This window comes from Mycobacterium sp. NGS69 (genome assembly GCF_059812165.1).
This window is the reverse complement of the sequence record NZ_JCALCD010000003.1, coordinates 22699-48653: the sequence shown is the minus strand read 5'-3', so window position 1 is coordinate 48653 and position 25955 is coordinate 22699. Positions and strand designations below refer to the sequence as shown.

Here is a 25955-nt window from a genome sequence, read left to right as displayed (position 1 = left end):
TCAGCCCGAAAGCGGCCAGACCTCGACGACGCCGTGCGCGACCGCGCACGGGGTTTGGCTCACCCGCTCGATCGCCGCGTCGAGGTTCTCGGCCTCCAGGACCGCGAACCCGGCGATCGGCAGCGCCGACTGCAGGTACGGGCCGGGGTCGGTTCGCACGCCCGAGCCCTCCGGATTGCGCACCTGAACGGGGCGTCCGGCGATGCCGATCAGCGCCCCGGCCGCACCCAATTCGTCGTCGCGCGCGTGCGCGGCCGCTTTGCATTCGTCGCTGACGCGGTCGTACCCCGCCGCGTCCCCGTAACCGATCGTGATGAAGGTAGCCATATCAAGGCTGACTCGCGCGCGGCCGGGGATTCATCGCGCCCCGGCGTATCCGTTCTGCCGCCAGGCCTCGTAGACGGCGATCGCGGCCGCGTTGGACAGGTTCAGCGACCGCCGGCCCGCCAGCATCGGGATGCGCACCTGCCGGGTGACGTGCGGATCGGCCAGGGTCGCCGCGTCCAGCCCGTCGGGTTCCGGCCCAAACATCAGCACGTCGCCGGCCTCGTAGTCGACGTCGGCGAACGACGTGGTCGCGTGCGCGGTGAAGGCGACCACCCGCGCCGGCGCCAGCGCGTCCCACGCGGCGCGCAGCGACGGGTGCACGGTGACCGACGCCAGGTCGTGATAGTCCAGCCCGGCGCGGCGCAGCTTGGGCTCGGACAGGTCGAATCCCAGCGGCTCGACCAGGTGCAGTTCGGCGCCGGTGGCGGCCGCCGTCCGAATGGCGTTGCCGGTGTTGGGGGCGATGCGCGGTGAATAGAACAGCATCTTGAACACACACGCCATCCTGCCCGGGGTCTTCGCTTGGATAATGCTGGCATGGTCGAGCAGAGCATCTGGATGCAGAAGGTGGCAGCCGATCCCGGACACTCGCACTGGTATGTCGAGCGCTTCCGTGCCATGGCACGCGCCGGTGATGACCTGCTCGGCGAGGCCCGCCTCGTGGACGCGATGGCACCCCGCGGCGCCCACATCCTTGATGCCGGTTGCGGCCCCGGCCGGTTGGGCGGTTATCTGGCCGCAGCCGGTCACCGGGTGGTCGGTGTCGACGTCGACCCGGTGCTCATCGAGGCAGCCGAGCACGACCATCCCGGGCCGCGCTGGCTTGTGGGCGACCTCGCCGAACTCGACCTGCCCGCACGCGGAATCGCCGAGCCGTTCGATGTCATCATGTCGGCCGGCAACGTGATGGCGTTCCTTGCCCCGAGTACCCGAGCCCAGGTGCTGGGCCGGCTGCGTGCGCATGTCACCGACGGCGGTCGAGCGGTGATCGGCTTGGGCGCCGGCCGCGGGTACGAGTTCGGCCAGTTTCTCGACGACGCGGCAGCTGCCGGGTTCGCGCAAGATCTGCTCCTGTCCACCTGGGATCTGCGACCGTTCACCGACGAGTCCGATTTCCTCGTCGCGCTCCTTCGGCCGTCTTAGGTCCTGCGCGTCGGCGGCCGTTGCCGTCCGGACGGATCATGACAAAGCCAATTTGTTTGCCAGACTTGCGTCCCCGCGCGCGGGCACACTTTGGAGGGCTCTGCCTACTCAGTAGGAATTGTGGAGACCTCGGCCGCGGGCTGTCATACTCGTCGGATTGCCAGGTGTTTATCGCTGGCGCCGACTGCGTGGGGTAGGCGGAATTAAGCAGGAAGTCTCATGAGCCTCTCGTTTCACCGAGCGCTGACAATCAGCGCAGCGGCCCGTCGCGCGGCCGCAAGCACGTGACCATGTTCACCCGCCCGGCCCACGCGGCCGAGGCGGTCGCGCCGGAATACACGCAAGCCGACGGGCCGCGGGCCAAACGCCCGCCGGCCTGGTCGCTGGGCAACTGGCCCGTGCGCTACAAGGTGCTGGCCATTGTGCTGGTCCCGCTGCTCTTGGCGACGGCGTTCGGGGCGTTGCGCGTCAAGGACGCGATGGCCAACTCGCGCGGCCTGAACCTGGCCGCCGCCCGCGCCGACGTGCTGCCGGCGATCACCAAATACATGTCGGCGTTGGACGTCGCGCTACTGGCGAGCTCCACCGGGCGCGACGTCGAGGGGGCCAAGAAGAACTACGAGGCGCGCAAGTACGAGCTGCAGCAGCGCCTGGCGGACACCGACGTCACCCCCGACGTGCGGTCCGGGGTGAGCACCCTGCTGAACGGCGGCGCGGGGCTGCTGGACAAGGTGGCCGACAACGCCATCGGTTTGCGGGACCGGGTCACCACGTACGCCCCGCTCCTGCTGACGGCCGAGGACGTGATCAACGCGTCGGTGCGCGTCGGCGACGAGCGGATCCGCGCCGAGGCGCAGGCGCTCAGCCGGGCCGTCGGCGCCCGCGGGCAGATGACGATGCAGCAAATCCTGGTGACCCGGGGCGCCGACCTGCCCGAGCCGCAGCTGCGGACCTCGATGATCACCCTGGCCGGCACCGAGCCGTCGACGCTGTTCGGGATGAGTGAGGTGCTCGGCGCCGGGTCGCCCGAGGCCAAGACGCTGCAGCAGCAGATGGTGACCCGAATGGCGATCATGTCGGATCCGGCCAGCGTGCTCGTCGACAACCCGGACCTGCTGCGCTCGATCGAGACCACCGACGGGATCGCCGAGCAGGTCATCAACGACGCCACCGCGTCGGTGACCAAGTCCGTGCACGCCGAGGCCACCGACCGCCGCAACTCCGCGATCGTCGACACCGCGCTGGTGCTGGGCGTCATCGTGATCGCCCTGCTCGTCGTCTTGCTGGTGGCGCGCGCGCTGGTGCGCCCGTTGCGCGTCCTGCGCGACGGCGCGCTCCAGGTCGCCCACACCGACCTGGAGGAGGAGGTGGCCCGGGTCAAAGCCGGTGGCGCCGAACCGATCCCGCAGCCGCTGCCGGTGTACACCACCGAGGAGATCGGTCAGGTCGCCCACGCCGTCGACGAGCTGCACACGCAGGCCCTGCTGCTGGCCGGCGACGAGGCGCGCCTTCGGCTGCTGGTCAACGACATGTTCGAGACCATGTCGCGGCGCAACCGTTCCCTGGTCGACCAGCAGCTGATGCTGATCGACCGGCTGGAGCGCAACGAGGAGGATCCCGAACGCCTGGACAACCTGTTCCGGCTGGATCACCTGGCGGCCCGGCTGCGGCGCAACAGCGCCAACCTGCTGGTGCTAGCGGGCGCGCAGCTGGCCCGCGACCAACGCGACCCGGTGCCGCTGTCGACGGTGATCAACGCCGCGGTGTCCGAGGTCGAGGACTACCGCCGGGTCGAGCTGTCCGGCCTGCCCGACTGCGCGCTGGTCGGCGCGGCGTCGGGCGGGGTCATTCACCTGTTCGCCGAGCTGATCGACAACGCCCTGCGCTACTCACCGCCGACGACGACGGTCCGGATCTCCGCGGGACGCGGCGGCGACGGCGGCGTCACGCTGCGGATCTCCGACTCCGGCCTTGGCATGAACGACGCCGATCGGCGCATCGCCAACATGCGGCTGCGGTCCGGCAGCGACGTCACCCCCGACAACGCCCGGCACATGGGCCTGTTCGTGGTGGGCCGGATCGCCGCCCGGCACGGCATCCGGGTGGGCCTGCGGGGCCCGGCCGGCAACGAGGCGGGCGCCGGCACCACCGCCGAGGTGTACCTGCCCCCGACGGTGCTCGCCGGCTCGGCGGGGCCGCAGGGACGGCCGGGATCCGTGTCGTCGCCGAGCACCAAGCTCGCCAACGCCATGGCGACGACGGACCCCGCGGGCGCGCCCGCCGGGGAGTACGACGCCCCCGAGCCCGCGAACCAGAACGGCGCCGAGATACCGTCGGTCACGCTGTTGCCGCGCCGCAACCCCGGATCCAGCGGCATCACCGAGGTTCCCGAGGTTCCCGCGCCGGCCGAGCCGCTGCCCCGCCGGCAACGGCGCGAGCTCGCCGAGCCGCAGCCGCGGCCGCAGCCGAGGCCGGCCAAGCCCGCGGCGGTGTCGGACACGTCGGCGTTCTTCGCCGCGCGCGCCCAGGCCGCCGCGGCCCCGCGGGAAACCCCGGCGCCGGTCGCGTCGATCCCAACAATTCCGGCCATCCCGAAAGCCCCGAAAGCCCCGAAAGCCCCCGAAGCCCCGCAGGCGCCGGCCGATGACGACGTCATCTACCGTCGGATGCTGTCGGAGATGCTGGGCGACCCGCACGACCTGGTCAACAGCCCCGACCTGGATTGGCAGTCAGTGTGGGATCGGGGCTGGTCGTTGGCCGCCGCAGCCGAGGACAAGCCGGTCGAGGCGCAAACCGAGCACGGGCTGCCGGTCCGTGAGCCCGGGGCGCGGCTGGTGCCCGGCGCCGCGAACGGGACGGACACGACGGAAGAGGACCGGCCGGACGACGACGAGGGATTCCTGGTGGGATCCAACGGCCTGGGTCGGCATTCGCAGCACTCCGCCGCGGGCCGCGACCCCGAGGCGGTGCGGGCGTCGTTCAGCAGCCACTTCGGTGGCGTGCGCTCCGGACGGTCGCACGCCCGCGAGACGAGTGAAGGATCTGATCAGGAATGACGTCCGCCGACAATCCCCCGCAAGCGGGCGGTGCCCCCACGCTGGACTGGCTGGTGACGAAGTTCGCCCGCGAGGTCCCCGGCGTCGCGCACGCGTTGCTGGTGTCGGTCGACGGGCTGCCCGTCGCCGCCAGCGAACACCTCCCGCGCGAACGGGCCGATCAGCTGGCCGCGGTGGCCTCCGGCCTGGCCAGCCTCGCGACCGGTGCCGCGCAGCTCTTCGAGGGCGGCCGGGTGCTGCAGTCGGTGGTCGAGATGTCCAACGGCTACCTGTTGCTGATGCGGGTCGGCGACGGCTCGCACCTGGCGACGCTGGCCGTGTCCTCCTGCGACATCGGCCAGATCGGGTACGAGATGGCCATCCTCGTCGAACGGGTGGGCGGTGTGGTTCAGTCCACCCGCCGGTCCGCAGAGCAGTACCAGTGAGCCGCGATGGACAGACGTGAGCGCTGGCCCGCCTCACGTGAGGCGAACCTGGTCCGTCCGTACACCCTGACGTCCGGCCGGACCGGTACCAACGTCGACCTTCCGCTGGAAGCGCCGGTGCAGACGTTGGACGCGGGCCTGGCTCACCGCTGGCCACCCAACGATGCGAGAGGCAAGATCATCCAACTGTGCGTCAACAGCCCGTCCGTCGCGGAGATCTCGGCCCGGCTGGATTTACCGGTCGGCGTCGCGCGCGTCCTGGTCGGCGATCTGGTGCTGTCCGGCTACCTTCGGGTGCACAGGACGTTGACGGAGCGTTCCACCCGCGACGAGCGCCACGAACTCATAGGAAGGACCCTGCGTGGCTTACGAGCACTCTGACGCGCGAGCGCACGCTTCGACGAAGATCGTGATCGCGGGCGGCTTCGGGGTCGGCAAGACCACGTTCGTCGGGGCGGTCTCGGAGATCATGCCGCTGCGCACCGAGGCCATGCTCACCGATGCATCGGAGGGCGTCGACATGCTCGAGGCCACCCCGGACAAGAAGACCACCACGGTCGCAATGGATTTCGGCCGGATCACCCTGGACGAGGAGCTGGTGCTCTACCTGTTCGGCACCCCCGGTCAGCGGCGGTTCTGGTTCATGTGGGACGACCTGGTGCGCGGCGCGATCGGGGCGGTCGTCCTCGTCGACTGCCGCCGGCTGCAGGACAGCTTCGCCGCGGTCGACTTCTTCGAGCACCGCAACCTGCCGTTCCTGATCGCGGTCAACGAATTCGACGGCGCGCCACGCTATCCCGTCGAGGCGGTGCGCGAGGCGCTGACCCTGCCCCGGCACATCCCGGTGATCACCGTCGACGCCCGGGACCGACGGTCGGCAACCGACGCGCTGATCGCCGTGAGCGAGTACGCGCTGGAAACCCTGGCCGCGAGCTGATCCCGCGTTGCAGCACTGGGTCGACCGCGAATTCACTGGCACCGATTTTCGCGACGACGACCTCAGCCGGCTGCGCACCGAACGGGTGGTGTTTTCCGAGTGCGACCTCAGCGGCGTCAACCTGGCCGAGTCCGACCATCGCGGGTCGGCGTTTCGCAACTGCACGTTCGAGCGAACACTGTTGTGGCACAGCACCTTTGCGCAGTGCAGCATGCTGGGCTCGGTGTTTGTGCACTGCCGGATGCGCCCGATGACGTTCGACGAGGTGGACTTCACCCTCGCGGTGCTCGGCGGCAACGATCTTCGCGGCGTCGACCTGAGCGGCTGCCGGCTGCGCGAGACCAGCCTGGTGGAGACCGACCTGCGCAAGGCCGTGCTGCGCGGCGCCGACCTGTCCGGCGCTCGGACGACGGGCGCCCGCCTCGACGACGCCGACCTGCGCGGCGCCATCGTGGACGCCGCGTTGTGGCGGACCGCGTCGCTGTCGGGCGCCCGCGTCGATGTCCCGCAGGCGATGGCGTTCGCGCTGGCGCACGGCTTGCGGCTGGACGCGAAGGATTAGCGCTTGAGCCGGATGCGCCACCGCACGATCCCGGAATAGACCACCGACAGCGCGACCAGCATGCCCATGTCGAGCAGCCACGCGCCGCGCGTGTGCGCCCAGTGGGCGTCCTGCTGCACCAGCGAACCGGGCACCAGCGCCCGCAGGTCGACCGTGGACGCCGACGCCGCGTAGCCCCAGCGCGACGGCAGCACCCAGGACAGCTGGTCCAGGAAGATCCGGCCGGTCACGGGGACCATGCCGCCGCCGAGCACGAGCTGCAGCATCAGCGACACCACCAACAGCGGCATGATCTGCTCGTTGGAGCGCGCCAGCGACGACAGCACCAACCCCAGCACCGCCGAGGCCACGCACGTCGCGGCCACCGTGACGAACAGCTCGAAGCTCGCGTTACCCAACAGCACCGGCGGCCGCGTCGGCGCCCCCTTGCCCAGCAGCACGATGCCCGTCGCGATCGCGGCCTGCGCGATCGCGAACGCACAGAACACGGTCAGCTTGGCGCCCAGGTAGGCGCCCGTCGACAGGCCCACCGCCTGCTCGCGCCGGAAGATGGCGCGCTCGCCGATCAGGTCGCGGATCGTCAGCGCCGTGCCCATGAAGACGGCGGCGATCGACAGCAGGGTCAGGATCTGCGCGGACTCGTCGGGCGTCCCGCTGGTCGGTTGCGCGACGCCGAAGCCGGTGTTCCCCGGGACGGTCAGCGACAGCGCGCCCAGGACGAACGGCAGCAGCGCCAGGAACGTGAAGTAGGCGCGGTCGGACACCACCAGCCGGACCTGGCGCCGCGCGATCGTGGAGAACTGGTGCCGCACGCTCGTTCGGGCCTGGGTGCCGAGGTCGGCCGGCGCCGACGCGACCGGCGGCGGGGGCTCGTTCTGGGCCAGGAAGCGACGGTTGGCCTCGTCGGGGTCGGCGCCCACCTTCGCGAAGATCTGGGCCCAGTTGGTGGTGCCCATGGCCGCGCCGATCTGCGCGGGCGCGCCCAGGTAGGCCGTCTTGCCGCCCGGCGCCATCAGCAGCACCTGGTCGCACACGTCGAGGTAGGTCAGCGAGTGGGTGACGACCAGCACCACGCGCCCGGCGTCGGCGAGCTGGCGCAGCATTGTCATCACCTGCAGGTCCAGCGCGGGGTCCAGGCCCGAGGTCGGCTCGTCGAGGATCAGCAGCGACGGCCCGGTGAGCAGTTCCAGCGCCACCGAGGCGCGCTTGCGCTGGCCGCCGGACAGCTTGTCGACGCGGGTGTCGGCGTGGTTGGTCAGCCCGAGTTCGTCGAGCACCTGGGCCACCACCTGCTGGCGGTCGGCCTTGCCGGTGTCGGGGGGCAACCGCAGTTCGGCGGCGTAGCCGAGGGCCTGGTTGACCGTCAGCTGGCGGTGCACGACGTCGTCCTGCGGGACCATCCCGATCCTGGTGCGCAGCGACGCGTACTCGGTGTGGATGTCGTGGCCCTCGAACGTGACCGAGCCGGAGGTCGGGGTGGCGTACCCGGCGATCAACCGGGACAGCGTGGTCTTGCCGGCGCCCGACCCGCCGATGATCGCGGTCAGGGTGCCGGGCCGGGCGGTCACCGAGACCCGCTCGAGCAGGTTCTTTCCGTCGATGGCGAAGTTGACCTCGCGCACCTCCAGGCCGCCCGAGCGCGCGGCCACCTCGTTGCGGCGGACCAGCATGCCGCCGCTGAACAACAGGTCGACGTTGCCGATCGTGACCACGTCGCCCTCGGCGAGCACCGCGGACCCGACCCTGATCCCGTTGACGAAGGTGCCGTTGATGCTGTGCGCGTCGCGGATCTCGGTGCCCACCGGCGTCGCGGTCAGGAACGCGTGATGGCGCGACGCCAGCACGTCCTGGATGACGACGTCGTTGTCCAGCGAGCGGCCGATCCAGGCGGAGCCGGTCACCGGGCCCTCGAGCTTCCCGGAACCGAGCGCCTTGACCCGGGTGGTCGGGAACTCGGCGATCTCGCCGCCCACGCCGACCTGGGTGGGCGGGTTCTCGTCGTGGGTGGGCGCGTTCGGCCGCAGGATCGGGATGGCGGTCGTGCGCGACACGCCGTCGGGACGCCGCCCGGGCGGCGGGGCCTTGCGGATAGGGCCGGTGGGCGGCGCGATCGTCGGGACCGTCTCCGTCGGTGGCAGCAGCCCGACGGTGCCCCGGTGGTGGCCGACCTCGAACGTGATCCGCGGTCCGTCGGGCTTGCCGATGTTGAGGGCCTGGCCGTCCTGGATGTCGACCGTCGCCACCCGCCGGCCGTTGAGGAAGACCCCGTTGAGCGAGCCGTTGTCGACCGCCACCCACCGGCCGCCCTCGAAGCGCAGCAGCAGGTGCGCCCGGGCGATCAGCGGGTGCGCCACGCGCAGGTCGGCGCGCAGGTCGCTGCCGACGACGACGTCGCGACCCGGCGCGAAATTGCCTTCCGATCGCTGGGACCGCACCGTCAGCACTGGCTGCGCGGGCTGACCCATCAGCCCTTGCGCCGGTTCCTAGCCAGGCCGCGGCGGCCCGAGGAGTGCGCCTTCAGCCGGATCTTCCACCACACGATGGTGCTATAGGCCACGCACAACGCGAGCAGCATCCCGATGTCGAACAGCCACGCGCTCGCCTTGTGGTCGAAGTGCTGGTCCTTCGGGTCGGTCGGGCCCACGACGAGCCGGTGGGTGTCGATCGTCGAGGCCGCGGACGCGTAACCCCATCGGGCCGGCGTGGCCCACGACAACTGGTCGAGCACGGGCCGGTTGGTCACCCAGATCAACCCGCCGCAGAACACCAGCTGCGACATGATGGCGATGACCAGGAACGGCATGATCTGGTCCTGCGACTTCGCGATCGCCGACAGGGCCATCCCCAACAGCGCGGAGGCCACGCACGTCAGCGCGACGTCGACGAACAGTTCGAAGCTGACGTTGCCCAGCATCACGGCGTTCGCGATCGGCTGGCCCCAGCCGACCACCGAGATCACGGTCGCGATCCCCGCCTGCCCGATGGCGAACGCGCTGAACACCACGACCTTGGCGGCCAGGTACGACGCGGTCGACAGGCCGACGGCCTGCTCGCGTTTGAAGATGGGACGCTCGCCGACCAGGTCGCGGATGGTCAGCGCGGTCCCCATGAACACGGCGCCCACGGTGAGCATGACCAGAATCTGGTCGGGCTGGTTGGGGGAGTTGCTCAACGGGTCGCCCATTCCGTATCCGGTCTTGCCGCGCACCGTGAGCGTGAGGATGCCGATCAGGAACGGCAGCAGCGCCAGGAACACCGTGTAGCCCCGGTCGGAGATCACCAGCCGGATCTGGCGGCGCGCCACCGTCCAGAACTGGCGCAGCACGTCGGTGTGCACCGGTTCGCCCAGGTCGCCCGGGCTGGCGTCGGACGGGGCCTGTATCTCCGGCGGCTGGTTTTCGGCGAGGAAGCGGCGGTTGGCCTCGTCGGGGTCGGCGCCCACCTTCGCGAAGATGTCGGCCCAGTTGGTGGTGCCCATGGCCGCGCCGATCTGGCTGGTCGGCCCCAGGAAGGCCGTCTTGCCACCCGGTGCCAGCAGCAGGATCTGATCGCAGACGTCGAGGTAGGCCACCGAGTGCGTGACGACCAGCACCACGCGGCCGGCGTCGGCCAGCTGGCGCAGCATCATCATCACCTGCCGGTCCAGCGCCGGGTCGAGGCCCGAGGTCGGCTCGTCGAGGATGAGCAGCGACGGCCCGGTGAGCAACTCGAGCGCCACCGAGGCGCGTTTGCGCTGGCCGCCCGACAGCTTGTCGACGCGGGTGTCGGCGTGCTTGGTCAGCTCGAGTTCCTCGAGGACCTGCGCGACGACCTGCTCGCGGTCGGCCTTGCTGGTGTCGGGCGGCAGCCGCAGTTCGGCCGCGTAGCCCAGCGCCTGGTTGACCGTCAGCTGGCGGTGCACCACGTCGTCCTGCGGCACCATCCCGACCCGGCTGCGCATGGACGCGTATTCAGCGTGGATGTTGTGGCCCTCGAACGTCACCGTTCCCGTGCTGGGGGTGGTGTACCCGGCGATCAGCCGCGACAGCGTGGTCTTGCCCGCGCCCGACCCGCCGATGATGGCGGTCAGCGTCCCGGGACGCGCGGTCAGCGAGATGTGGTCGAGCAACTGTTTTCCGTGGTCGACCGTGAAGGTGACGGCGTTGACCTCCAGGCCGCCGGTGCGCGTCGCGGCCTCGGTGCGGCGGACCAGGGTGTCGCGGGTGAAGACGAGGTCGACGTTTCCGATCGTGACCACGTCGCCCTCGGTCAGGATCGCGGAGCCGACCCGGACGCCGTTGACGAAGGTGCCGTTGACGCTGTGCGCGTCGCGGATCTCGGTGCCCAGCGGGGTCTGGGTCAGAAACGCGTGATGGCGCGACGCCAGCACGTCCTGGATGACGATGTCGTTGTCGGTGGAACGGCCGATCGTGACCGCGTCGGACGACTTCGGCATCGCCCCGGAGCGCGACGGCAGCAGCGCCTGGAACATCTTGGTCGCCAGGTTCCCCACCTCGGGCGGCTTGGTGAGGTTGGCCGACATCTGGGTTTCCGGTGCCGCCGGCGCGGACGCCGCGGACATCTGCGGCTGCGGCTGGAAATTGGGTGGCGGCGGCGCGCTGGTCGGATACGGCGGGCGCCCACCGCCGCTGGTGGGGTACATGGGCTGGCCGGGCGGTGGGGGCGCGGCCACCTGCGGGCGCCGCGCCGCCTGCGCGGCCCAATTGGCTTGCCGGCCCGGGGGTCCGGGCGGCGGGCCGGGCGGGGCGGCGACGGGCGGGCCCGGTTGGCCGGACCACGCCGCACCCGGCTGGGCCACCGGGATGCCCATCGACTCGGTGCGCGGCGGGCGCCCGGCCAGGCCTTGGTGGCGCCCTACTTCGAAGGTCAGCTGTGGCCCGTCGGGATTTCCGATGTTGAGGCTCTGGCCGTCGTGGATGTCGACCACCGGCACCCGGCGGCCGTTGACGAAAGTCCCGTTGAGCGAACCGTTGTCGATCGCCAGCCACCTGCCCTGGTCGAACCGCAGCAACAGATGCGCGCGCGAGATGAGCGGGTGCGTGATGCGCATATCGGCGCGCAGGTCGCGCCCGACCACCACGTCGTGGCCCGCCGCGAACGTGCGCTCCGACCCGTCATGGCGAACGGTCAGCGCTGGCGGGGCTGGTGCACTCATCGCCACAACTGTAGCGGGTGCACCTGTTTTCACCCTGTGGGCTGATTTACCGAGTCCGGCCCGCCGGTGACCTCAGCGCCGGCATTGATTGTGAAGCCTGGGCTTCGATTGTGAAGCCTTGGCTTTCATCGTGAAGCCTGGGCGGAACCCGCCGGAAATCCCCGCCCCGTCAGCACACTCAAGGCCGTGAGCTCACACTCGAGACCCTCAACTCACGCAACCTCCCGCCGCGTTCGCGGCGCGCATCGTCAGCGGGCCAAAGCGTCCGGCGCGCCGGTGATCACGCATTGAGTCCGGGTGTAGATCGTCGGCATGCACCGATTGCAGTGCGTGCAGGCCGAATGCACGCTGTGCGCGGCGCCGTCGGCGGCGATCCGATTGATCAGGTCCGGCTCGGCCAGCAGCGCCCGGCCCATCGCGACGAAGTCGAATCCCTCCGCCATCGCGAGGTCCATCGTTTCCCGGTTGGTGATGCCACCGAGCAGGATCAGCGGCATGGTGAGTTCGGCGCGGAACAGCTTGGCGTCGCGCAGTAAATAGGCCTCGCGGTAGGGGTACTCGCGCAGGAACTTCTTGCCCGTCATCCGCATGCCCCAGCGCAGCGGCGGCTTGAAGGCGCCGGCGAATTCCTTGATCGGCGCGTCGCCGTGGAACAGGTACATCGGGTTGACCAGCGAGCTGCCCGCCGTGAGCTCGATCGCGTCCAGACCGCCATCGTCCTGCAGCCACTTGGCGGTGATCAGCGATTCCTTCGTGCTGATGCCGCCGCGCACCCCGTCGGACATGTTGAGCTTGGCGGTGACCGCGATCGGCGTGCCCTCCTTCTCCACCGCGCGCCGCACCGCCATGACGATCCCGCGGGCGACCTTGGCCCGGTTCTCCAGCGATCCGCCGAATTCGTCGTTGCGGCGGTTGATCAGCGGGGACAGGAACGCGCTCGCCAGATAGTTGTGGCCCAAATGGATTTCGACCGCGTCGAAGCCGGCTTCGATGGCGAGCCGGACCGCGTTGACGTGCCCCTCGATCACGTCGTCGATGTCGTCGCGGGTGGCCTTCTTGGCGAAGCGCATCCCGATCGGGTTGAAGAACCGCACCGGCGCCAGGGCTTTGGCCTTGTTGGACTTGGCGTTGGCGACCGGGCCGGCGTGCCCGATCTGCGCGCTCACCGCGGCGCCCTCCGCGTGGATCGCGTCGGTGAGCCGCCGGAACCCTGGCACCGCCTCGGGGCGCATCCAGATCCCGTTGCCCTCGGTGCGGCCGCCGGGGGACACCGCGCAATAGGCGACGGTCGTCATGCCCACCCCGCCGGCCGCCGGCAGGCGGTGGTATTCGATCAGGTCGTCGCTCACCAGGGCGTTGGGCGTGCGCGCCTCGAAGGTGGCGGATTTGATGGTGCGGTTGCGCAGCGTGATGGGCCCCAGCTTGGCCGGGCTGAGCACGTCTGGAGGGGTAGACATGCGAGGAGCGTAAACCTTCGACGTGGAACACTGTCAGGCGTGGGCGCAATCACGCTGGACGGCAAGGCCACCCGGGACGAGATCTTCGTCGACCTCACCCAGCGGGTCGCCGCACTGACCGCATCGGGCCGCACGCCCGGGCTGGGCACCATCCTGGTCGGCGACGACCCCGGTTCGCAGGCCTACGTGCGCGGCAAGCACGCCGACTGCGCCAAGGTCGGCATCACGTCGATCCGCCGCGACCTGCCCGCCGACACCAGCACGGCCCAGCTCAACGAGACCATCGACGAGCTGAACGCCAACCCGCAGTGCACCGGCTACATCGTGCAGTTGCCCCTGCCCAAGCAGCTCGACGAGAACGCGGCGCTGGAGCGCGTCGACCCCGACAAGGACGCCGACGGGCTGCACCCGACCAACCTGGGCCGGCTGGTCCTGAACAAGTCCGCGCCGCTGCCCTGCACGCCGCGCGGCATCGTGCACCTGTTGCGGCGCTACGACGTCGAGATCGCCGGCGCGCACGTGGTGGTCATCGGCCGCGGTGTGACGGTCGGGCGCCCGTTGGGGCTGCTGCTGACCCGCCGCTCCGAGAACGCGACGGTGACGTTGTGCCACACCGGAACTCGTGACCTGCCGGCGCTGACCAGGCAGGCGGACATCATCGTCGCCGCCGTCGGGGTGCCGCACATGCTGACCGCCGACATGGTGCGTCCCGGCGCCGCGGTGCTCGACGTCGGCGTCAGCCGGGTGGACGGCAAGCTCGCCGGCGACGTGCATCCCGACGTGTGGGAGGTGGCCGGTCACGTGTCCCCGAATCCCGGTGGCGTCGGGCCTCTTACCCGCGCGTTCCTGTTGACCAACGTGGTCGAACTGGCCGAGGGATAGCGTGCGCGCGACGTTACGGGCCCAGTGGCCGATCCTGTTGGTCGAGCTGATCTTCGCCGCCGCATTTGTGTTGGCGGCGGCCAACTTCTGGCGTCGCGGCGCCCTGCTGATCGGGATCGGGGTCGGCGTGGCGGCGGTACTGCGGTTGGTGTTGTCCGACGAGCGGGCCGGCCTGCTGGTCGTGCGCAGCCGGGGCATCGACTTCCTGACCACCGCGACGGTGGCCGCGGCGATGGTCTACATCGCGTCGACGATCGATCCGCTGGGAACCCGTTAAGCCCCTGGCATACCGGGGATTTGGCGGATGCCGGGGATGCCTCCGGCGAGCCCGGGCAGGCCCCCGGGAATGCCGGCGGCCGGGTTGCCGCTGGCGATGTTGGCCATCTCCTGCGGGCAGTACGACTGAATGGCGATGGTGGTGAACAGCTTCGCCATCTGTGGCGACAGCCCGCGGTGGCTGACGGTCGCGGCGACGGCGGCGAAGTTCCCGCCCGGCTGGGCGAGCATCGGGCAGACGGACTCTCCGACGGACATCGCGTTGCCGGGCTCGCCGAAGTCGATGCCGGCGTGGTTCAGCGCGTCGATGAAGGCGTCGTCGGCCCCGGCGTCGGCCTCGGCCGGCGCGGCGAAGGCGGCGGCGGCGGTGAGCAGGGCGGCGGCCCCGGCCAGCAGGCGGATGCTCAGCGGCTGGTGACGAAACAGCCAGATCCAACGTTGCGTCTCCGCTGTGAGTGCCTTCATGCCAGCCTCCCGTGTCTCGCCGGGTGCTCTGATTGCACTCCAGTCACGCTAGGAACTCTGATCTATTTCTGTCACGTTTACAACACGGTGCGATAAAGGTTTGCACAATAAGCGTTTCGTGAGGGGATCGCCCGCGCGACGTCGATTATCGGGCTGGCACGTGCCCCGAGGGGCTCCGGCGGATCGAGGGCGGATCGAGGCCACACTGTGACCTGACACTCGGCCGGAGGCCGTATTTTCAGTAGCCGTTTGGACCAGAATCCGGCCCATGACGACGAATCAGACGGGCATCTCGCGTCAGACGTTCCTTCGCGGAGCCGGAATGCTGGCCACCGCAGCGGTGTTCGGTAGCGCGCGCGCCGCGGCGGACCCCGCCACCGGTTGGGGAGGCCTGGCCTCCTCCATCGGGGGCAACGTCTTGCTGCCGGCCAGCGGCGCCCAATTCTCCTCGGGCAAGCAGGTTTTCAATTCGCTCTACAACAATTCCAATCCGGCGGCGGTGGTCAGGGTGTCGTCGCAGTCCGACGTGCAGAAGGCGGTCGCGTTCGCGACGGCCAACGGGCTCAAGATCGCCCCCCGCGGGGGCGGGCACTCGTACATCGGCGCGTCGAGCTCCAACGGCACGATGGTCATCGACCTGCGCGGGCTTCCCGGCGGGCTGAACGTCGACGGCGCCGGCAACGCCACGGTGATGCCGGCGACCACGCTGTACGCGGTGCATCAGGGGCTGGCCGGCGCGGGGCGCGCCATCCCGACCGCCACCTACCCGACCGTCGGGATCGGGGGGCTGGCGCTGGGCGGCGGGGTGGGCGCCGATTGCCGCCACGCGGGCCTGACGTGTGATGCCCTGCAGTCGGCCACCGTGGTGTTGCCCAGCGGCGACGTCGTCACCGCGTCGGCCAACGATCATCCGGATCTGTTCTGGGCGTTGCGCGGTGGCGGCGGCGGCAACCTCGGGGTCACGACGTCGATGACATTCGGGACCTTCGCGACCGCCGACAGCGACGTGGTCCGGCTCGACTTCCCGCCGGCATCCGCCGTGCAGGTGCTGTCCGGCTGGCAGTCGTGGCTGAGCGCCGCCGACCGAAACACCTGGGGGATAGTCGATCTCTCGGTCGGGAGCCAGCCGAACTGCCACGTGCTGGCGACCTGCCCCGCGGGCGCCGGCTCGGGTGTGGTCGACGCCATCAAGTCCGCCGTCGGGGTCGCGCCGACCGCCGTCGTGAACAAGACGCTCGGCCACATGGACCTGGTGACGTACCTGGCCGGGGGCAGCTCGACGGCCTCGCCCGTCGGGTTCGTAGCCGGCTCCGACGTGCTCTCGACGATGAATTCCGCTGCGGCGCATGCCATCGCGACCGCGATCGGTCAGTGGCCCGCCTCTGGCGGCAAGGCGTCGGTGCTGATCGACCCGCTGGACGGCGCCGCCGGCGACGTGGGGTCGGGAGACACCGCGTTTCCGTGGCGCAAACAGTCGGTCCTCTTGCAGTGGTATGTCGAGCCGGCCGCCAGCCAGGTGGCCGCTGCGCAGCAGTGGCTCAGTTCCGCGCACCAAGCGGTGCAACAGTTTTCGGTCGGCGGCTACGTCAACTACCTGGAGCCCAACAGCTCGCCATCGCGCTACTTCGGCTCGAACCTGTCGCAGCTGGCGACGGTTCGGCAGAAGTACGACCCGAACCGGGTGATGTATTCAGGGCTGAACATCTGATGGCCGAACTCGCGCGCGTGCGCTACCTCGTCGACGACGTCCGGGCGGCCGTCGACTTCTACACGACCCACCTGGGTTTCAGCGTCGACTTGAACGCCGCGCCCGCGTTCGCCGCCGTCGTGCGCGGCCCGCTGCAGCTGCTGCTGGCCGGGCCCAAGAGCTCGGCGGCGCGTCCGATGCCCGACGGCGCCGCACCGGAGCCCGGCGGCTGGAACCGCATTCAGCTTGTCGTCGAAGACATCTCGGCCGAGGTCGAGCGGCTGCGCGCGGCCGGTGTGAGTTTCCGCAACGACGTCATCAGCGGCCCGGGCGGGCAGCAGGTCCTGCTGTGGGATCCCTCCGGAAACCTCGTGGAGCTGTTCCAGCCGGCACCCCGCACCATAGGGGCTAACGCAACCGCATAACTGGTGCTCAGCCTAGAAACCTTGACATGCTTTACTTCTGAGGCGTGCGACAGCTCGACGCAGCGTCAGCCTCGCCGCCCGGCCCGTTCGGCGAACGCGTCGAGCGGGGCGAGCACTTGAGGTGAACGCGCGGGTTCCACTAGTCGTCTCCACGAGGATTCCCGCCTCGGCGAGCGGGTTGAGGTAGCGGGTGCGCGTTGGTGGACTCGATGCCCAGCTACTGGGTCAACAAATCGGCGACCTTCCACACCGCCGAGTCGGAACGTGCGGTGATCATCTGCGGCAGCGCGGGAACCCGGCGGGCGTGAGTTTTTGTGACGACATCATCAGCGGCCCGGGCGGACAACAGATCCTGCCGCAGGATCCCTTTGGCGAATTCGTGGAACCATTCCGGGCCCCACCGCGTCTAACAGCGGTGCCAACGAAATAACTTGTGCCACTGTAGTTTCGGTGGTCACATGGCGGCGATTCTTGTCGGTGGCCGTTCGTAAGATTCGGGGCATGGGTTCGAGCAGTCGTGAGGAGATCATCGAGGTTTTCGACGCGCTCGATCACGAGTTGGAGCGCTTGTCCGGGTTGTCGTTTGACGTATTCACCACCCCGGAACGGCTACGCGCCGTGGAGCGCCTCGAGCGCGTGGCGCGTCGGCTGCGCGCCCCCCAGCACGCGTTGATCAACCAACTCGACGCGCAGGCCACTCCGGCAGAACTGGGCGGCAACCTGTGTTGCGCGCTGGCCGACCGGTTGCGGATCACCAAAGCCGAGGCCGGGCGGCGCATCGCCGAGGCCGAGGACTTGGGTGAGCGGCGGGCGTTGACCGGTGAGCCGCTGGCCCCGCAACTAGGCGCGACGGCGGCCGCGCAGCGGGAGGGGTTGATCGGGGATGGGCATGTGCGGGTGATCCGCGGGTTTTTCGCCCACCTGCCCGCGGAGGTGGACCCGTGGACCTGGGAGGCTGCCGAGGCGGATCTGGCGCGGAAGGCTCGCGGGTATCGCCCCGACGAGTTGGCGAAGTATGCCCAGCGGATCATGGACTGGCTGCACCCGGATGGGGATTTCAGTGATGCGCAGCGGGCCCGCCGGCGCGGCATCGTCCTGGGCGGGCAGGAATTCGACGGGATGTCGCGCCTGAGCGGGTTGGTAACCCCGGAATTACGCGCCGCGATCGAGGCCCTGTTGGCCAAGCTGGCCGCGCCCGGCGCGTGCAACCCCGACGACGAAACCCCGGTGGTCGGCGACACTCCGGATGAGGACGCGGTGCACCGCGACACCCGATCGACCGCCCAGCGCTCTCACGACGCGTTCCTGGCCGGGCTGCGCGCGCTGTTCTCCTCCGGCGAGCTCGGCAGCCACAACGGGCTGCCGGTGTCGATCGTGGCGATGACGACGCTCAAGGAGCTTGAGGCCGCCACCGGCAAGGCATTGACCGGCGGCGGCACCCTGGTGCCGATGTCGGATGTGATCCGCTGGGCCGGCCACGCCCACCACTATCTGGCGATCTTCGATGGGGCCAAGCCGCTGGCGCTCTATCACACGAAACGGCTGGCCTCACCCGCGCAGCGCATCATGCTCTACGCCCGCGATCGCGGCTGCACCAAACCGGGCTGCGACGCCCCCGCGTATCACAGCCAGGTCCACCACGTCACCGCCTGGAAAGCCACCCGGCGCACCGACATCGACGACCTCACCCTGGCCTGCGGACCCGACAACCGCCTCGCCGAACAAGGCTGGACTACCCGCACCAACGCCCACGGCGACACCGAATGGATCCCCCCGCCGCATCTTGATCGAGGACAACCCCGAATCAACACCTTTCATCACCCCGAAAAACTCCTCCACACCGAAGATGACGACGACAGCGAGGACGACGAAAGCCACGCCTAGCGCCCCGGCCGCGAGTAGCCTCACAGCCACTGATCGCGTCCGGGGGCAAGGAGGCACCGGGTGTCGTACGTCCTGGCCACGCCGGAGTTGTTGTCGGCTGCTGCCGAGGATCTGGCCGGGATCGGGTCCGCGGTCAACGCCGCGAACGCGGCGGCCGCGAACTCCACCACGTCGCTGTTGGCCGCGGGCGCCGACGAGGTGTCGACGTGCATCGCCGGGTTGTTCGGCGCGCACGGCTTGGAATTCCAGGCGGTCACCGCGCAAGCCGTGCAGTTGCACGACAGGTTCGTGAACACCCTGGCGGCGAACGCCAACACGTATCTGACCACCGAGATCGCAACGGCCGAGGCGCTGTTGGGGAGCCCGGCGGTCCCGGCCGCGGCGGCGGGCACGCGGATCACGGTTCCCGGCGCGGGGCCGCTGTACTACCCGAACTTCATCACCAATCTGCCGTATCTGGGGCAGTTGGTGTACGCGGGCAGCATCCCGGGGCCGATCTCCGTGTCGATCCTGCAGGGGTACGACCTGCTGAACCACGCCATCGGGGAGAACTGGTTCCCCGGTACCACCCCCCAGGTGGTCAACTACCCGGCCAGCATCGGCTTCCTCAGCGGTAGCCTGGCCGCGCCCGGCGTCAATCAGGCCGTCGCCATGGGACAGCGAGCGCTCAACGACCAGATCTTCAATGCGTTCGCCAACGGCAACGGTTCACCGGTGCGTATCGCCGCGCTCTCGGAGGGAACCCTCGTCGTCAACCGCGAATTGGCCGCCCTGGCCGCGGACCCGACCGCGCCACCGCATGGCGCCCTGCAGTTCGCGATGTTCAACGGCCCCGAGTCCGGCCTGTTCCACACCTACCTGCCGAACGGGGTGACCGTGCCTTTCGTCGACTACACCGTGCACGGCGTGCCGAACACCCAGTACGACGTCAGCGTGGTGTTCGGTCAGTACGACTTCTTCGGCAATCCGCCCGATCGCCCGTGGAATATTCCGGCCTGGGTGAACTCGCTGGCCGCCGGGATCTACAACCACAACACCACGTCGCTGGTCTCGATGTCGGACGCCGTGCAGGTCTCCAGCGTGACCACCTCCTTGGGCGGCACGATCACCACCGACATGGTCCCGGCTCCGACCCTGCCGATGCTGTACCCGCTCCAGCAGCTCGGCGTCCCGCAGCCAATCGTCAGCGACCTCAACGCGTTTCTGCATCCGATCGTCGACGACGGCTACTCGTCCCTGACGCCGAACGCCGGTCCGTACTTCTTGCAGGGGACCCTGCAAGGCTTGCCCCCGTTGCCGAACCTCTTCTCGTGACGCGAACGAACTAACCGGCCAACGCCGCCCGGATGCACACCGTGACGTACGGCAGCGCGAGGCCGTTCGAATTCGCCAGCGCCGGATGCGTGGCCAGCAACTCTCGCACCTGGTCGAGCGTTCGGCTGCGGACCTCGGTCGGCGAGGTGATGCAGTAGCTGCGGGACGCCACCAGGTCGATCAGGGCTTGCGGCGTAAGGTAATTCGTCCACTCCACCTGATGGCGCTCGGGCTCGGAGAACGACGTGGACAGCGAGACGTCGAAGCGGCCCCCGTCGCCGTCGGAGCCGATGATCTCGCCCAGCTCGCGCACCCAGCCCAGCCGTTCGTCGCGGGTGTTCCACACCAGGCCGAGCCGCCCGCCGGGCCGCAGCACGCGGGCCACCTCCGGGATCGCCCGCTCGGGATCCACCCAGTGCCATGCCTGGGCGACGACCACGGCGTCAACGCTGTTGTCCTCCAACGGAATCTCTTCCGCGGTGCCCAGCAGGGCGCGGGTCTCCGGCAGCGAGGAGCGCAGCACCTCAAGCATGTCGGGGATCGGGTCGACGGCCACCACGTCGAAACCGCGTTCCACCAGCCGGGTGGTCAGCTTGCCGGTGCCCGCGCCCAGATCCAGCACCTGGCGCGCGCCGCGCGGTATCAGCCAGTCGATCGCCTCCGGCGGATAGGAGGGGCGGCCACGCTCGTAGGCGGCGGCCGCCGAGCCGAACGACAGGGAGCGTTCCTGGCTGGAGTGGATCATCGCCGACCCCTATCAGCCGGGTCCGCCAAATCCAGCGTCTTGCGGATCAACTCGCCGACGGCCTCGGATTCCACCAGGAACCCGTCGTGCCCGCAGATGGAGTCGACGACGCGCAGCTCGGAGCAGCCCGGCAGCAGCTCGGCCAGCTCCTTTTGCAGGCGCAGCGGGTAGAGCCGGTCGGAGGTGATGCCGCCGACCACCACCGGCACCGGGCAACCGCGCAGCGCGCGCTCGACGCCGCCGCGTCCGCGGCCGACGTCGTGACTGCTCAGCGCCTCGGTGAGGATGACGTAGCTGCCGGCGTCGAAGCGGGCCAACAGTTTGTCGCCCTGGTGCTCCAGGTAGCTCTGCACGGCGTAGCGGCCGCCGCCAAATGGGGGGGCCGGATCCTCGTCGTTCTGGGCGTCGTTGGCGAAGCGGGTGTCGAGCTCGACCTCGCCGCGGTAGGTCAGGTGCGCGAAGCGGCGGGCGATCGTCAACCCGGCGTCCGGCGATGCCCCGGTCTCGTAGTAGTCGCCGCCGCGCCAGTTCGGGTCGGCCTTGATGGCCGCCACCTGCGTGGCCTGCGTGCCGATCTGGTCGGCGGTGGCGCGCGCGCCGACGGCCAGCAGCAGCCCGGACCGCACCCGGTCGGGGTGGCCGACGATCCATTCCAAAGCCCTTGCGCCGCCCATGGATCCGCCGACCACGGCGGCCACCTGGTCGATGCCCAGGGCGGCCAGCGCGGCGATGTCGGCCTGCACCTGGTCACGCACGGAAATCAGCGGAAACCTTGAGCCCCAGGGCTTTCCGTCCCGCGCCAGGGAGCTGGGGCCGGTCGAGCCTCGGCAGCCGCCGAGCACGTTGGTGGCCACCGCGCACCAGCGGTCGGTGTCGATCGGCGCGCCCGGGCCGGCCACGCCGTCCCACCAGCCGGGCGTGGGATGCCCGGGCCCGGCGGGCCCGGTGATGTGCGAGTCGCCGGTGAGCGCGTGCAGGACCATCACCACGTTGTCGCGCGTCGGCGACAGCTCGCCCCAGCGCTGGACCGCGATGCACACGTCGTCGATCACCGCACCGCTCTCGGTGGTCAGCGAGCCGATGTGGACGAGGCCGACCTCGCCTTGGGCGGGCAGCGTCTGCGTCGGGACGTCGGAGATCGTCATGTCAGGACCCCTCAGAACGCCGCCACGGCTTGCGGGTCGGCCGCCCCGGCCCCTTGCGCCCCGAATTTCCGGGCCGCGGCGAAGCCGAGCTCCAGATCGGCCAGGATGTCGTCGATGCCTTCGATGCCGACGGCCAGCCGCACCAGGCCGGGGGTGACGCCGGTGGCCAGTTGTTCCTCGGCCGAAAGCTGGGCATGCGTGGTCGACGCCGGGTGAATCACCAGCGAGCGCACGTCGCCGATGTTGGCCACGTGGCTGTGCAGCCGCAGCGCGTTCACGAACGCCTTGCCGGCCTCGATGCCACCGGCCAGCTCAAAGGCCAGCACGGCTCCGGTTCCCTTGGGTGCCAGCTTCTTTCCCCGTTCGTACCACGGTGAGCTGGGCAGCCCCGCGTAGTTGACGGACAGCACGCCGTCATGGGCCTCCAAGAACTCGGCGACCCGCTGCGCGTTGGCGACGTGCCGCTCGACGCGCAGGCTCAGCGTCTCCAGGCCCTGGGCCACCAGGAACGCGTTGAACGGCGCGGCGGCCGAGCCCAGGTCGCGCAGCAGTTGCACGCGGGCCTTGAGCGCGTACGCCGGCGGTCCCAGCTCGGCGAACACCACGCCGTGATAGCTGGGGTCGGGCGTGGTGAATCCGGGGAAGCGGCCCTGCGTCCAGTCGAAGGTGCCGCCGTCGACGATCACGCCGGCGATCGCGGAGCCGTGCCCGCCGAGGTACTTGGTGGCCGAGTGCACCACGATGTCGGCCCCGTGCGCGAACGGCTGGATCAGGTAGGGCGTCGCGATGGTGTTGTCGACGATCAGCGGCACACCGTTGGCGTGGGCGACCCCGGAAACCCCGGCAATGTCCAGGATGTCGATCTGCGGGTTGGAGATGGTCTCGCCGAAGAACGCCTTGGTGTTCGGCCGCACCGCCGCCTGCCACGAATCGAGGTCGTCGGGATCGTCGACGAAGCTGACCTCGATGCCGAGCTTCGGCAGCGAATAGTGGAACAGGTTGTACGTGCCGCCGTAGAGCCGCGGGCTGGAGACGATGTGATCTCCGGCACTCGCGAGGTTCAATATGGCGAATGTCTCAGCCGCCTGCCCGGAGGACAGGAACAGCGCGGCCACCCCGCCCTCGAGTGCGGCGATGCGTTGCTCGACGACGTCGGTGGTCGGGTTGCCGATCCGGGTGTAGATGTTGCCCGGGACCTCGAGCCCGAACAGCGCGGCGGCGTGCGTGGTGTCGTCGAAGACATAGGACGTGGTCTGGTAGATCGGCAGGGCCCGGGCGTGGGTCGCGGGGTCGGGACTCTGGCCGGCGTGGACCTGCTTCGTCTCAAAGGACCAGTGCGCGGCGGGGTCCGTTTCGGGGCTGGTTTCGTTGTTTTGGGAGCTCACGTGCGGTGCTTTCTTCTCAGCAGGGCATGAATTCGGGTATCGGGGAGTGCGCGGTCGGACTACCGACGGCAGACAAAACCGCAGACAAAGGCATGCCAATGAGCTTGATGAATGCGCATCACGTTTCCCCTCTAGTCAGGGGTCCGGTATGGCGGACCCGCGCTTGCCGCGCAGCCTGTGGCTACTAGACCTGGTCTTTCACCCGGGGCACCCCACCGCGGTTGGAGGGTTGCCGGCCAGCAAGCCGGGGCTTAGCGCTGGCACTCATGACCGATGTGAAGCCTATCTCATTGCGGTGAGTCCATGCCAACGGAGATGCCAATGAAGATCCCAATGCGCGGTCGACACCTGTCCAAACACCCTTGATAACGTGGCAACCAGAACGCTGAGAACCATCATTCACTGACCAATGACGCCGGGAGATGGACCGTGTGCGCCGAACAGCCGACCGTCATCTACACGCTGACCGACGAGGCGCCGCTGCTGGCGACCTACGCGTTCCTGCCGATCGTGCGAGCCTTCGCCGAGCCGGCGGGCATCAAGATCGAGGCGAGTGACATCTCCGTCGCCGCCCGGATCCTCGCCGAGTTCCCGGAGGACCTGACCGACGAGCAGCGGGTTCCGGACAACCTGGCAGAGCTGGGCCGCATGACGAAGCTGGCCGACACCAACATCATCAAGCTGCCGAACATCAGCGCCTCGGTGCCCCAACTGGTAGCCGCCGTCAAGGAACTACAGGACAAGGGATTCAAAATTCCGGACTTCCCCCAGAGTCCGAAGACCGACGAGGACTCCGAAATCCGCGACCGCTACGCGAAATGCCTGGGCAGCGCCGTCAACCCGGTACTGCGACAAGGCAACTCGGACCGCCGTGCACCCAAGGCGGTCAAGGAGTACGCGCGCAAGCACCCGCACAGCATGGCGCCGTGGTCTCAGGCGTCGCGCACCCACGTCGCGACCATGCGGCACGGCGACTTCTACCACGGCGAAAAGTCGATGACGCTGGACCGCTCATGCAACGTGAAGATGGAGCTGGAGACCAAGAGCGGCGAGACGATCGTGCTCAAGCCCATGGTGTCGCTGCGCAAGGGCGACATCATCGACAGCATGTTCATGAGCAAGAAGGCGCTCTGCGAGTTCTACGAGGAACAGATGCAGGACGCCTACGAGACCGGCGTGATGTTCTCGCTGCACGTCAAGGCGACGATGATGAAGGTATCGCACCCCATCGTCTTCGGCCACGCCGTCAAGATCTTCTACAAAGACGCCTTCGCCAAGCATCAGGCGCTCTTCGACGAGCTCGGCGTCAACGTCAACAACGGACTGGTGGACCTTTACAACAAGATCGAGTCGCTGCCGGCGTCGCTACACGACGAGATCATTCGCGACCTGCACGCCTGCCACGAACACCGTCCCGAGCTGGCGATGGTCGATTCGGCCAAGGGCATCACCAACTTCCATTCGCCCAGCGACGTGATCGTGGACGCGTCGATGCCGGCGATGATCCGCGCCGGCGGCAAGATGTGGGGCGCCGACGGGCGGCAGAAGGACACGAAGGCCGTCAACCCCGAGTCGACCTTCTCCCGCATCTATCAGGAGATCATCAACTTCTGTAAGACCCACGGGCAGTTCGATCCGACGACGATGGGCACCGTGCCGAATGTCGGGCTGATGGCGCAAGAGGCCGAGGAATACGGCTCGCACGACAAGACTTTCGAGATCCCCGAGGACGGCGTCGCCAACATCGTCGACATCGACACCGGGGAAGTCCTGCTGACGCAGAACGTGGAAGCCGGCGACATCTGGCGCATGCCCATCGTCAGGGACGAACCGATCCGCGACTGGGTCAAACTGGCCGTCGCGCGGGCGCGTAACTCGGGCATGCCGGTGGTGTTCTGGCTGGACGTGTGGCGCCCGCACGAGAGCGAACTACGCAAGAAGGTCAACACCTATCTGGCCGATCACGACACCGAGGGCCTGGACATCCAGATCATGTCGCAGGAGCGCGCGATGCGGCACACGATCGAGCGCGCGATGCGCGGGCAGGACACCATCGCGGCGACCGGAAACATCCTGCGCGACTACCTCACCGACCTGTTCCCCATCCTGGAGCTCGGCACCAGCGCCAAGATGCTGTCCATCGTGCCGCTGATGTCCGGCGGCGGAATGTACGAAACCGGGGCGGGCGGCTCGGCGCCGAAGCACGTCCACCAGCTCGTCGAGGAAAACCATCTGCGCTGGGACTCGCTAGGCGAGTTCCTCGCTCTGGGAGCGTGTTTCGAAGACATCGGCATCAAGACCGGCAACGAGCGCGCCAAGATCCTCGGCAAGACGCTGGACGCGGCGATCGGAAAGCTGTTGGAGAACAACAAGAGCCCGTCGCGCAAGACGGGCGAGCTCGACAACCGCGGCAGCCAGTTCTACCTGGCGCTGTACTGGGCCGAGCAACTCGCCGCGCAATCCGACGACGAAGAGTTGCGTGAGCACTTCGCCGCGCTGGCCGATGAGTTGAGCCGCAACGAGGACACCATCGCCGCCGAACTCGCGGAGGTGCAGGGCGAGGCGGTCGACATCGGCGGCTACTATCGCCCGGACACGGAGAAGACGACTGCAGTGATGCGGCCGAGCAAAACGTTCAACGAAGCGCTAGCAGCTTCGCAAGCCTCCCAAGGCTGAGAGCCGCGA

General features: G+C 69.2%; 22 protein-coding genes and 1 riboswitch. Of the genes, 13 read left to right on the top strand and 9 right to left on the bottom strand.

Annotation, left to right across the window (positions count from 1 at the left end):
- Together AC5Y2S_RS09425 and AC5Y2S_RS09420 are read right to left on the bottom strand one after the other, a co-directional pair.
- Positions 1 to 327, bottom strand: coding sequence for a YciI family protein (locus AC5Y2S_RS09425; protein WP_499901563.1), 327 nt, complete (start codon positions 325 to 327; stop codon positions 1 to 3).
- Between the two features lie 30 nt (positions 328 to 357).
- A complete protein-coding gene (locus AC5Y2S_RS09420) occupies positions 358 to 822 on the bottom strand; it encodes a tRNA (cytidine(34)-2'-O)-methyltransferase (RefSeq protein WP_499955777.1) in 465 nt (154 codons plus the stop codon).
- A gap of 42 nt (positions 823 to 864) precedes the next feature.
- On the opposite strand from AC5Y2S_RS09420, the gene AC5Y2S_RS09415 reads away from it, so the two are divergent.
- The 6 genes from AC5Y2S_RS09415 to AC5Y2S_RS09390 all read left to right on the top strand — a co-directional run bounded on the left by AC5Y2S_RS09415 (position 865) and on the right by AC5Y2S_RS09390 (position 6450).
- Positions 865 to 1470, top strand: a complete 606-nt coding sequence (locus AC5Y2S_RS09415) for a class I SAM-dependent methyltransferase (protein ID WP_499901561.1) — start codon at positions 865 to 867, stop codon at positions 1468 to 1470.
- 290 nt (positions 1471 to 1760) lie between these two features.
- Entirely contained in the window at positions 1761 to 4526 is a 2766-nt protein-coding gene (locus AC5Y2S_RS09410; RefSeq protein WP_499955775.1) for a sensor histidine kinase, read from the top strand.
- On the top strand, positions 4523 to 4951 hold the full coding sequence (locus AC5Y2S_RS09405; RefSeq protein ID WP_499901559.1) for a roadblock/LC7 domain-containing protein: 429 nt from the start codon (positions 4523 to 4525) through the stop codon (positions 4949 to 4951). The genes AC5Y2S_RS09410 and AC5Y2S_RS09405 overlap by 4 nt, the downstream gene beginning before the upstream one ends.
- A 6-nt stretch (positions 4952 to 4957) precedes the next feature.
- Entirely contained in the window at positions 4958 to 5332 is a 375-nt protein-coding gene (locus AC5Y2S_RS09400) for a DUF742 domain-containing protein (protein ID WP_499879299.1), read from the top strand.
- Positions 5313 to 5888, top strand: coding sequence for a GTP-binding protein (locus AC5Y2S_RS09395; protein WP_499955773.1), 576 nt, complete (start codon positions 5313 to 5315; stop codon positions 5886 to 5888). Before AC5Y2S_RS09400 ends, AC5Y2S_RS09395 begins: the two co-directional genes overlap by 20 nt.
- Before the next feature lie 7 nt (positions 5889 to 5895).
- Complete coding sequence (locus AC5Y2S_RS09390; protein ID WP_499955771.1) at positions 5896 to 6450, top strand: pentapeptide repeat-containing protein; 555 nt, start codon at positions 5896 to 5898, stop codon at positions 6448 to 6450.
- Here AC5Y2S_RS09390 and AC5Y2S_RS09385 read toward each other — a convergent pair.
- From AC5Y2S_RS09385 to AC5Y2S_RS09375, 3 genes are all read right to left on the bottom strand, one after another.
- Positions 6447 to 8915, bottom strand: a complete 2469-nt coding sequence (locus AC5Y2S_RS09385) for an ATP-binding cassette domain-containing protein (RefSeq protein ID WP_499955769.1) — start codon at positions 8913 to 8915, stop codon at positions 6447 to 6449. The genes AC5Y2S_RS09390 and AC5Y2S_RS09385 overlap by 4 nt on opposite strands.
- On the bottom strand, positions 8915 to 11605 hold the full coding sequence (locus AC5Y2S_RS09380) for an FHA domain-containing protein (protein WP_499955767.1): 2691 nt from the start codon (positions 11603 to 11605) through the stop codon (positions 8915 to 8917). Before AC5Y2S_RS09380 ends, AC5Y2S_RS09385 begins: the two co-directional genes overlap by 1 nt.
- Positions 11606 to 11853: 248 nt before the next feature.
- Positions 11854 to 13062, bottom strand: a complete 1209-nt coding sequence (locus AC5Y2S_RS09375) for an NADH:flavin oxidoreductase (protein WP_499901554.1) — start codon at positions 13060 to 13062, stop codon at positions 11854 to 11856.
- Positions 13063 to 13101: 39 nt separating this feature from the next.
- On the opposite strand from AC5Y2S_RS09375, the gene AC5Y2S_RS09370 reads away from it, so the two are divergent.
- Both AC5Y2S_RS09370 and AC5Y2S_RS09365 read left to right on the top strand, forming a co-directional pair.
- Positions 13102 to 13944: a bifunctional methylenetetrahydrofolate dehydrogenase/methenyltetrahydrofolate cyclohydrolase gene (locus AC5Y2S_RS09370; RefSeq protein ID WP_499901553.1), complete on the top strand. Its 843-nt coding sequence runs from the start codon at positions 13102 to 13104 to the stop codon at positions 13942 to 13944.
- Position 13945: 1 nt separating this feature from the next.
- Positions 13946 to 14221 carry a DUF3017 domain-containing protein gene (locus tag AC5Y2S_RS09365; RefSeq protein WP_369807245.1) on the top strand — a complete coding sequence of 92 codons (276 nt, stop codon included), beginning with the start codon at positions 13946 to 13948 and terminating at the stop codon, positions 14219 to 14221.
- On the opposite strand, the gene AC5Y2S_RS09360 is transcribed toward AC5Y2S_RS09365, so the two are convergent.
- Positions 14218 to 14685 (bottom strand): DUF732 domain-containing protein, encoded by a 468-nt coding sequence (locus tag AC5Y2S_RS09360; RefSeq protein WP_499955765.1) that lies wholly within the window; start codon positions 14683 to 14685, stop codon positions 14218 to 14220. The two genes, AC5Y2S_RS09365 and AC5Y2S_RS09360, sit on opposite strands and share 4 nt — an antisense overlap.
- Before the next feature lie 268 nt (positions 14686 to 14953).
- On the opposite strand from AC5Y2S_RS09360, the gene AC5Y2S_RS09355 reads away from it, so the two are divergent.
- From AC5Y2S_RS09355 to AC5Y2S_RS09340, 4 genes are all read left to right on the top strand, one after another.
- Positions 14954 to 16393, top strand: coding sequence for an FAD-dependent oxidoreductase (locus tag AC5Y2S_RS09355; protein WP_499955764.1), 1440 nt, complete (start codon positions 14954 to 14956; stop codon positions 16391 to 16393).
- The gene (locus tag AC5Y2S_RS09350; protein WP_499955762.1) at positions 16393 to 16797 is read left to right on the top strand and encodes a VOC family protein; all 405 of its coding nucleotides are present in this window, start codon (positions 16393 to 16395) and stop codon (positions 16795 to 16797) included. Before AC5Y2S_RS09355 ends, AC5Y2S_RS09350 begins: the two co-directional genes overlap by 1 nt.
- 501 nt (positions 16798 to 17298) lie before the next feature.
- A complete protein-coding gene (locus AC5Y2S_RS09345; protein ID WP_499955760.1) occupies positions 17299 to 18681 on the top strand; it encodes an HNH endonuclease signature motif containing protein in 1383 nt (460 codons plus the stop codon).
- Between the two features lie 60 nt (positions 18682 to 18741).
- Complete coding sequence (locus AC5Y2S_RS09340; protein ID WP_499955758.1) at positions 18742 to 19995, top strand: PE-PPE domain-containing protein; 1254 nt, start codon at positions 18742 to 18744, stop codon at positions 19993 to 19995.
- A gap of 10 nt (positions 19996 to 20005) precedes the next feature.
- Here AC5Y2S_RS09340 and AC5Y2S_RS09335 read toward each other — a convergent pair whose 3' ends face one another.
- Genes AC5Y2S_RS09335 through AC5Y2S_RS09325 form a run of 3 tightly spaced genes read right to left on the bottom strand, consistent with a single transcriptional unit; the run spans position 20006 to position 23270 of the window.
- Entirely contained in the window at positions 20006 to 20740 is a 735-nt protein-coding gene (locus AC5Y2S_RS09335; protein WP_499955756.1) for a class I SAM-dependent methyltransferase, read from the bottom strand.
- On the bottom strand, positions 20737 to 21885 hold the full coding sequence (gene metX / locus AC5Y2S_RS09330) for a homoserine O-acetyltransferase MetX (protein WP_499955754.1): 1149 nt from the start codon (positions 21883 to 21885) through the stop codon (positions 20737 to 20739). The genes AC5Y2S_RS09335 and metX overlap by 4 nt, the downstream gene beginning before the upstream one ends.
- 11 nt (positions 21886 to 21896) lie before the next feature.
- Positions 21897 to 23270, bottom strand: coding sequence for a bifunctional o-acetylhomoserine/o-acetylserine sulfhydrylase (locus AC5Y2S_RS09325; protein WP_499955752.1), 1374 nt, complete (start codon positions 23268 to 23270; stop codon positions 21897 to 21899).
- 154 nt (positions 23271 to 23424) lie between these two features.
- Positions 23425 to 23542: riboswitch (SAM riboswitch) on the bottom strand.
- 157 nt (positions 23543 to 23699) lie between these two features.
- On the opposite strand from AC5Y2S_RS09325, the gene AC5Y2S_RS09320 reads away from it, so the two are divergent.
- Positions 23700 to 25946, top strand: a complete 2247-nt coding sequence (locus AC5Y2S_RS09320; RefSeq protein ID WP_499955750.1) for an NADP-dependent isocitrate dehydrogenase — start codon at positions 23700 to 23702, stop codon at positions 25944 to 25946.
- Positions 25947 to 25955 lie beyond the last annotated feature (9 nt).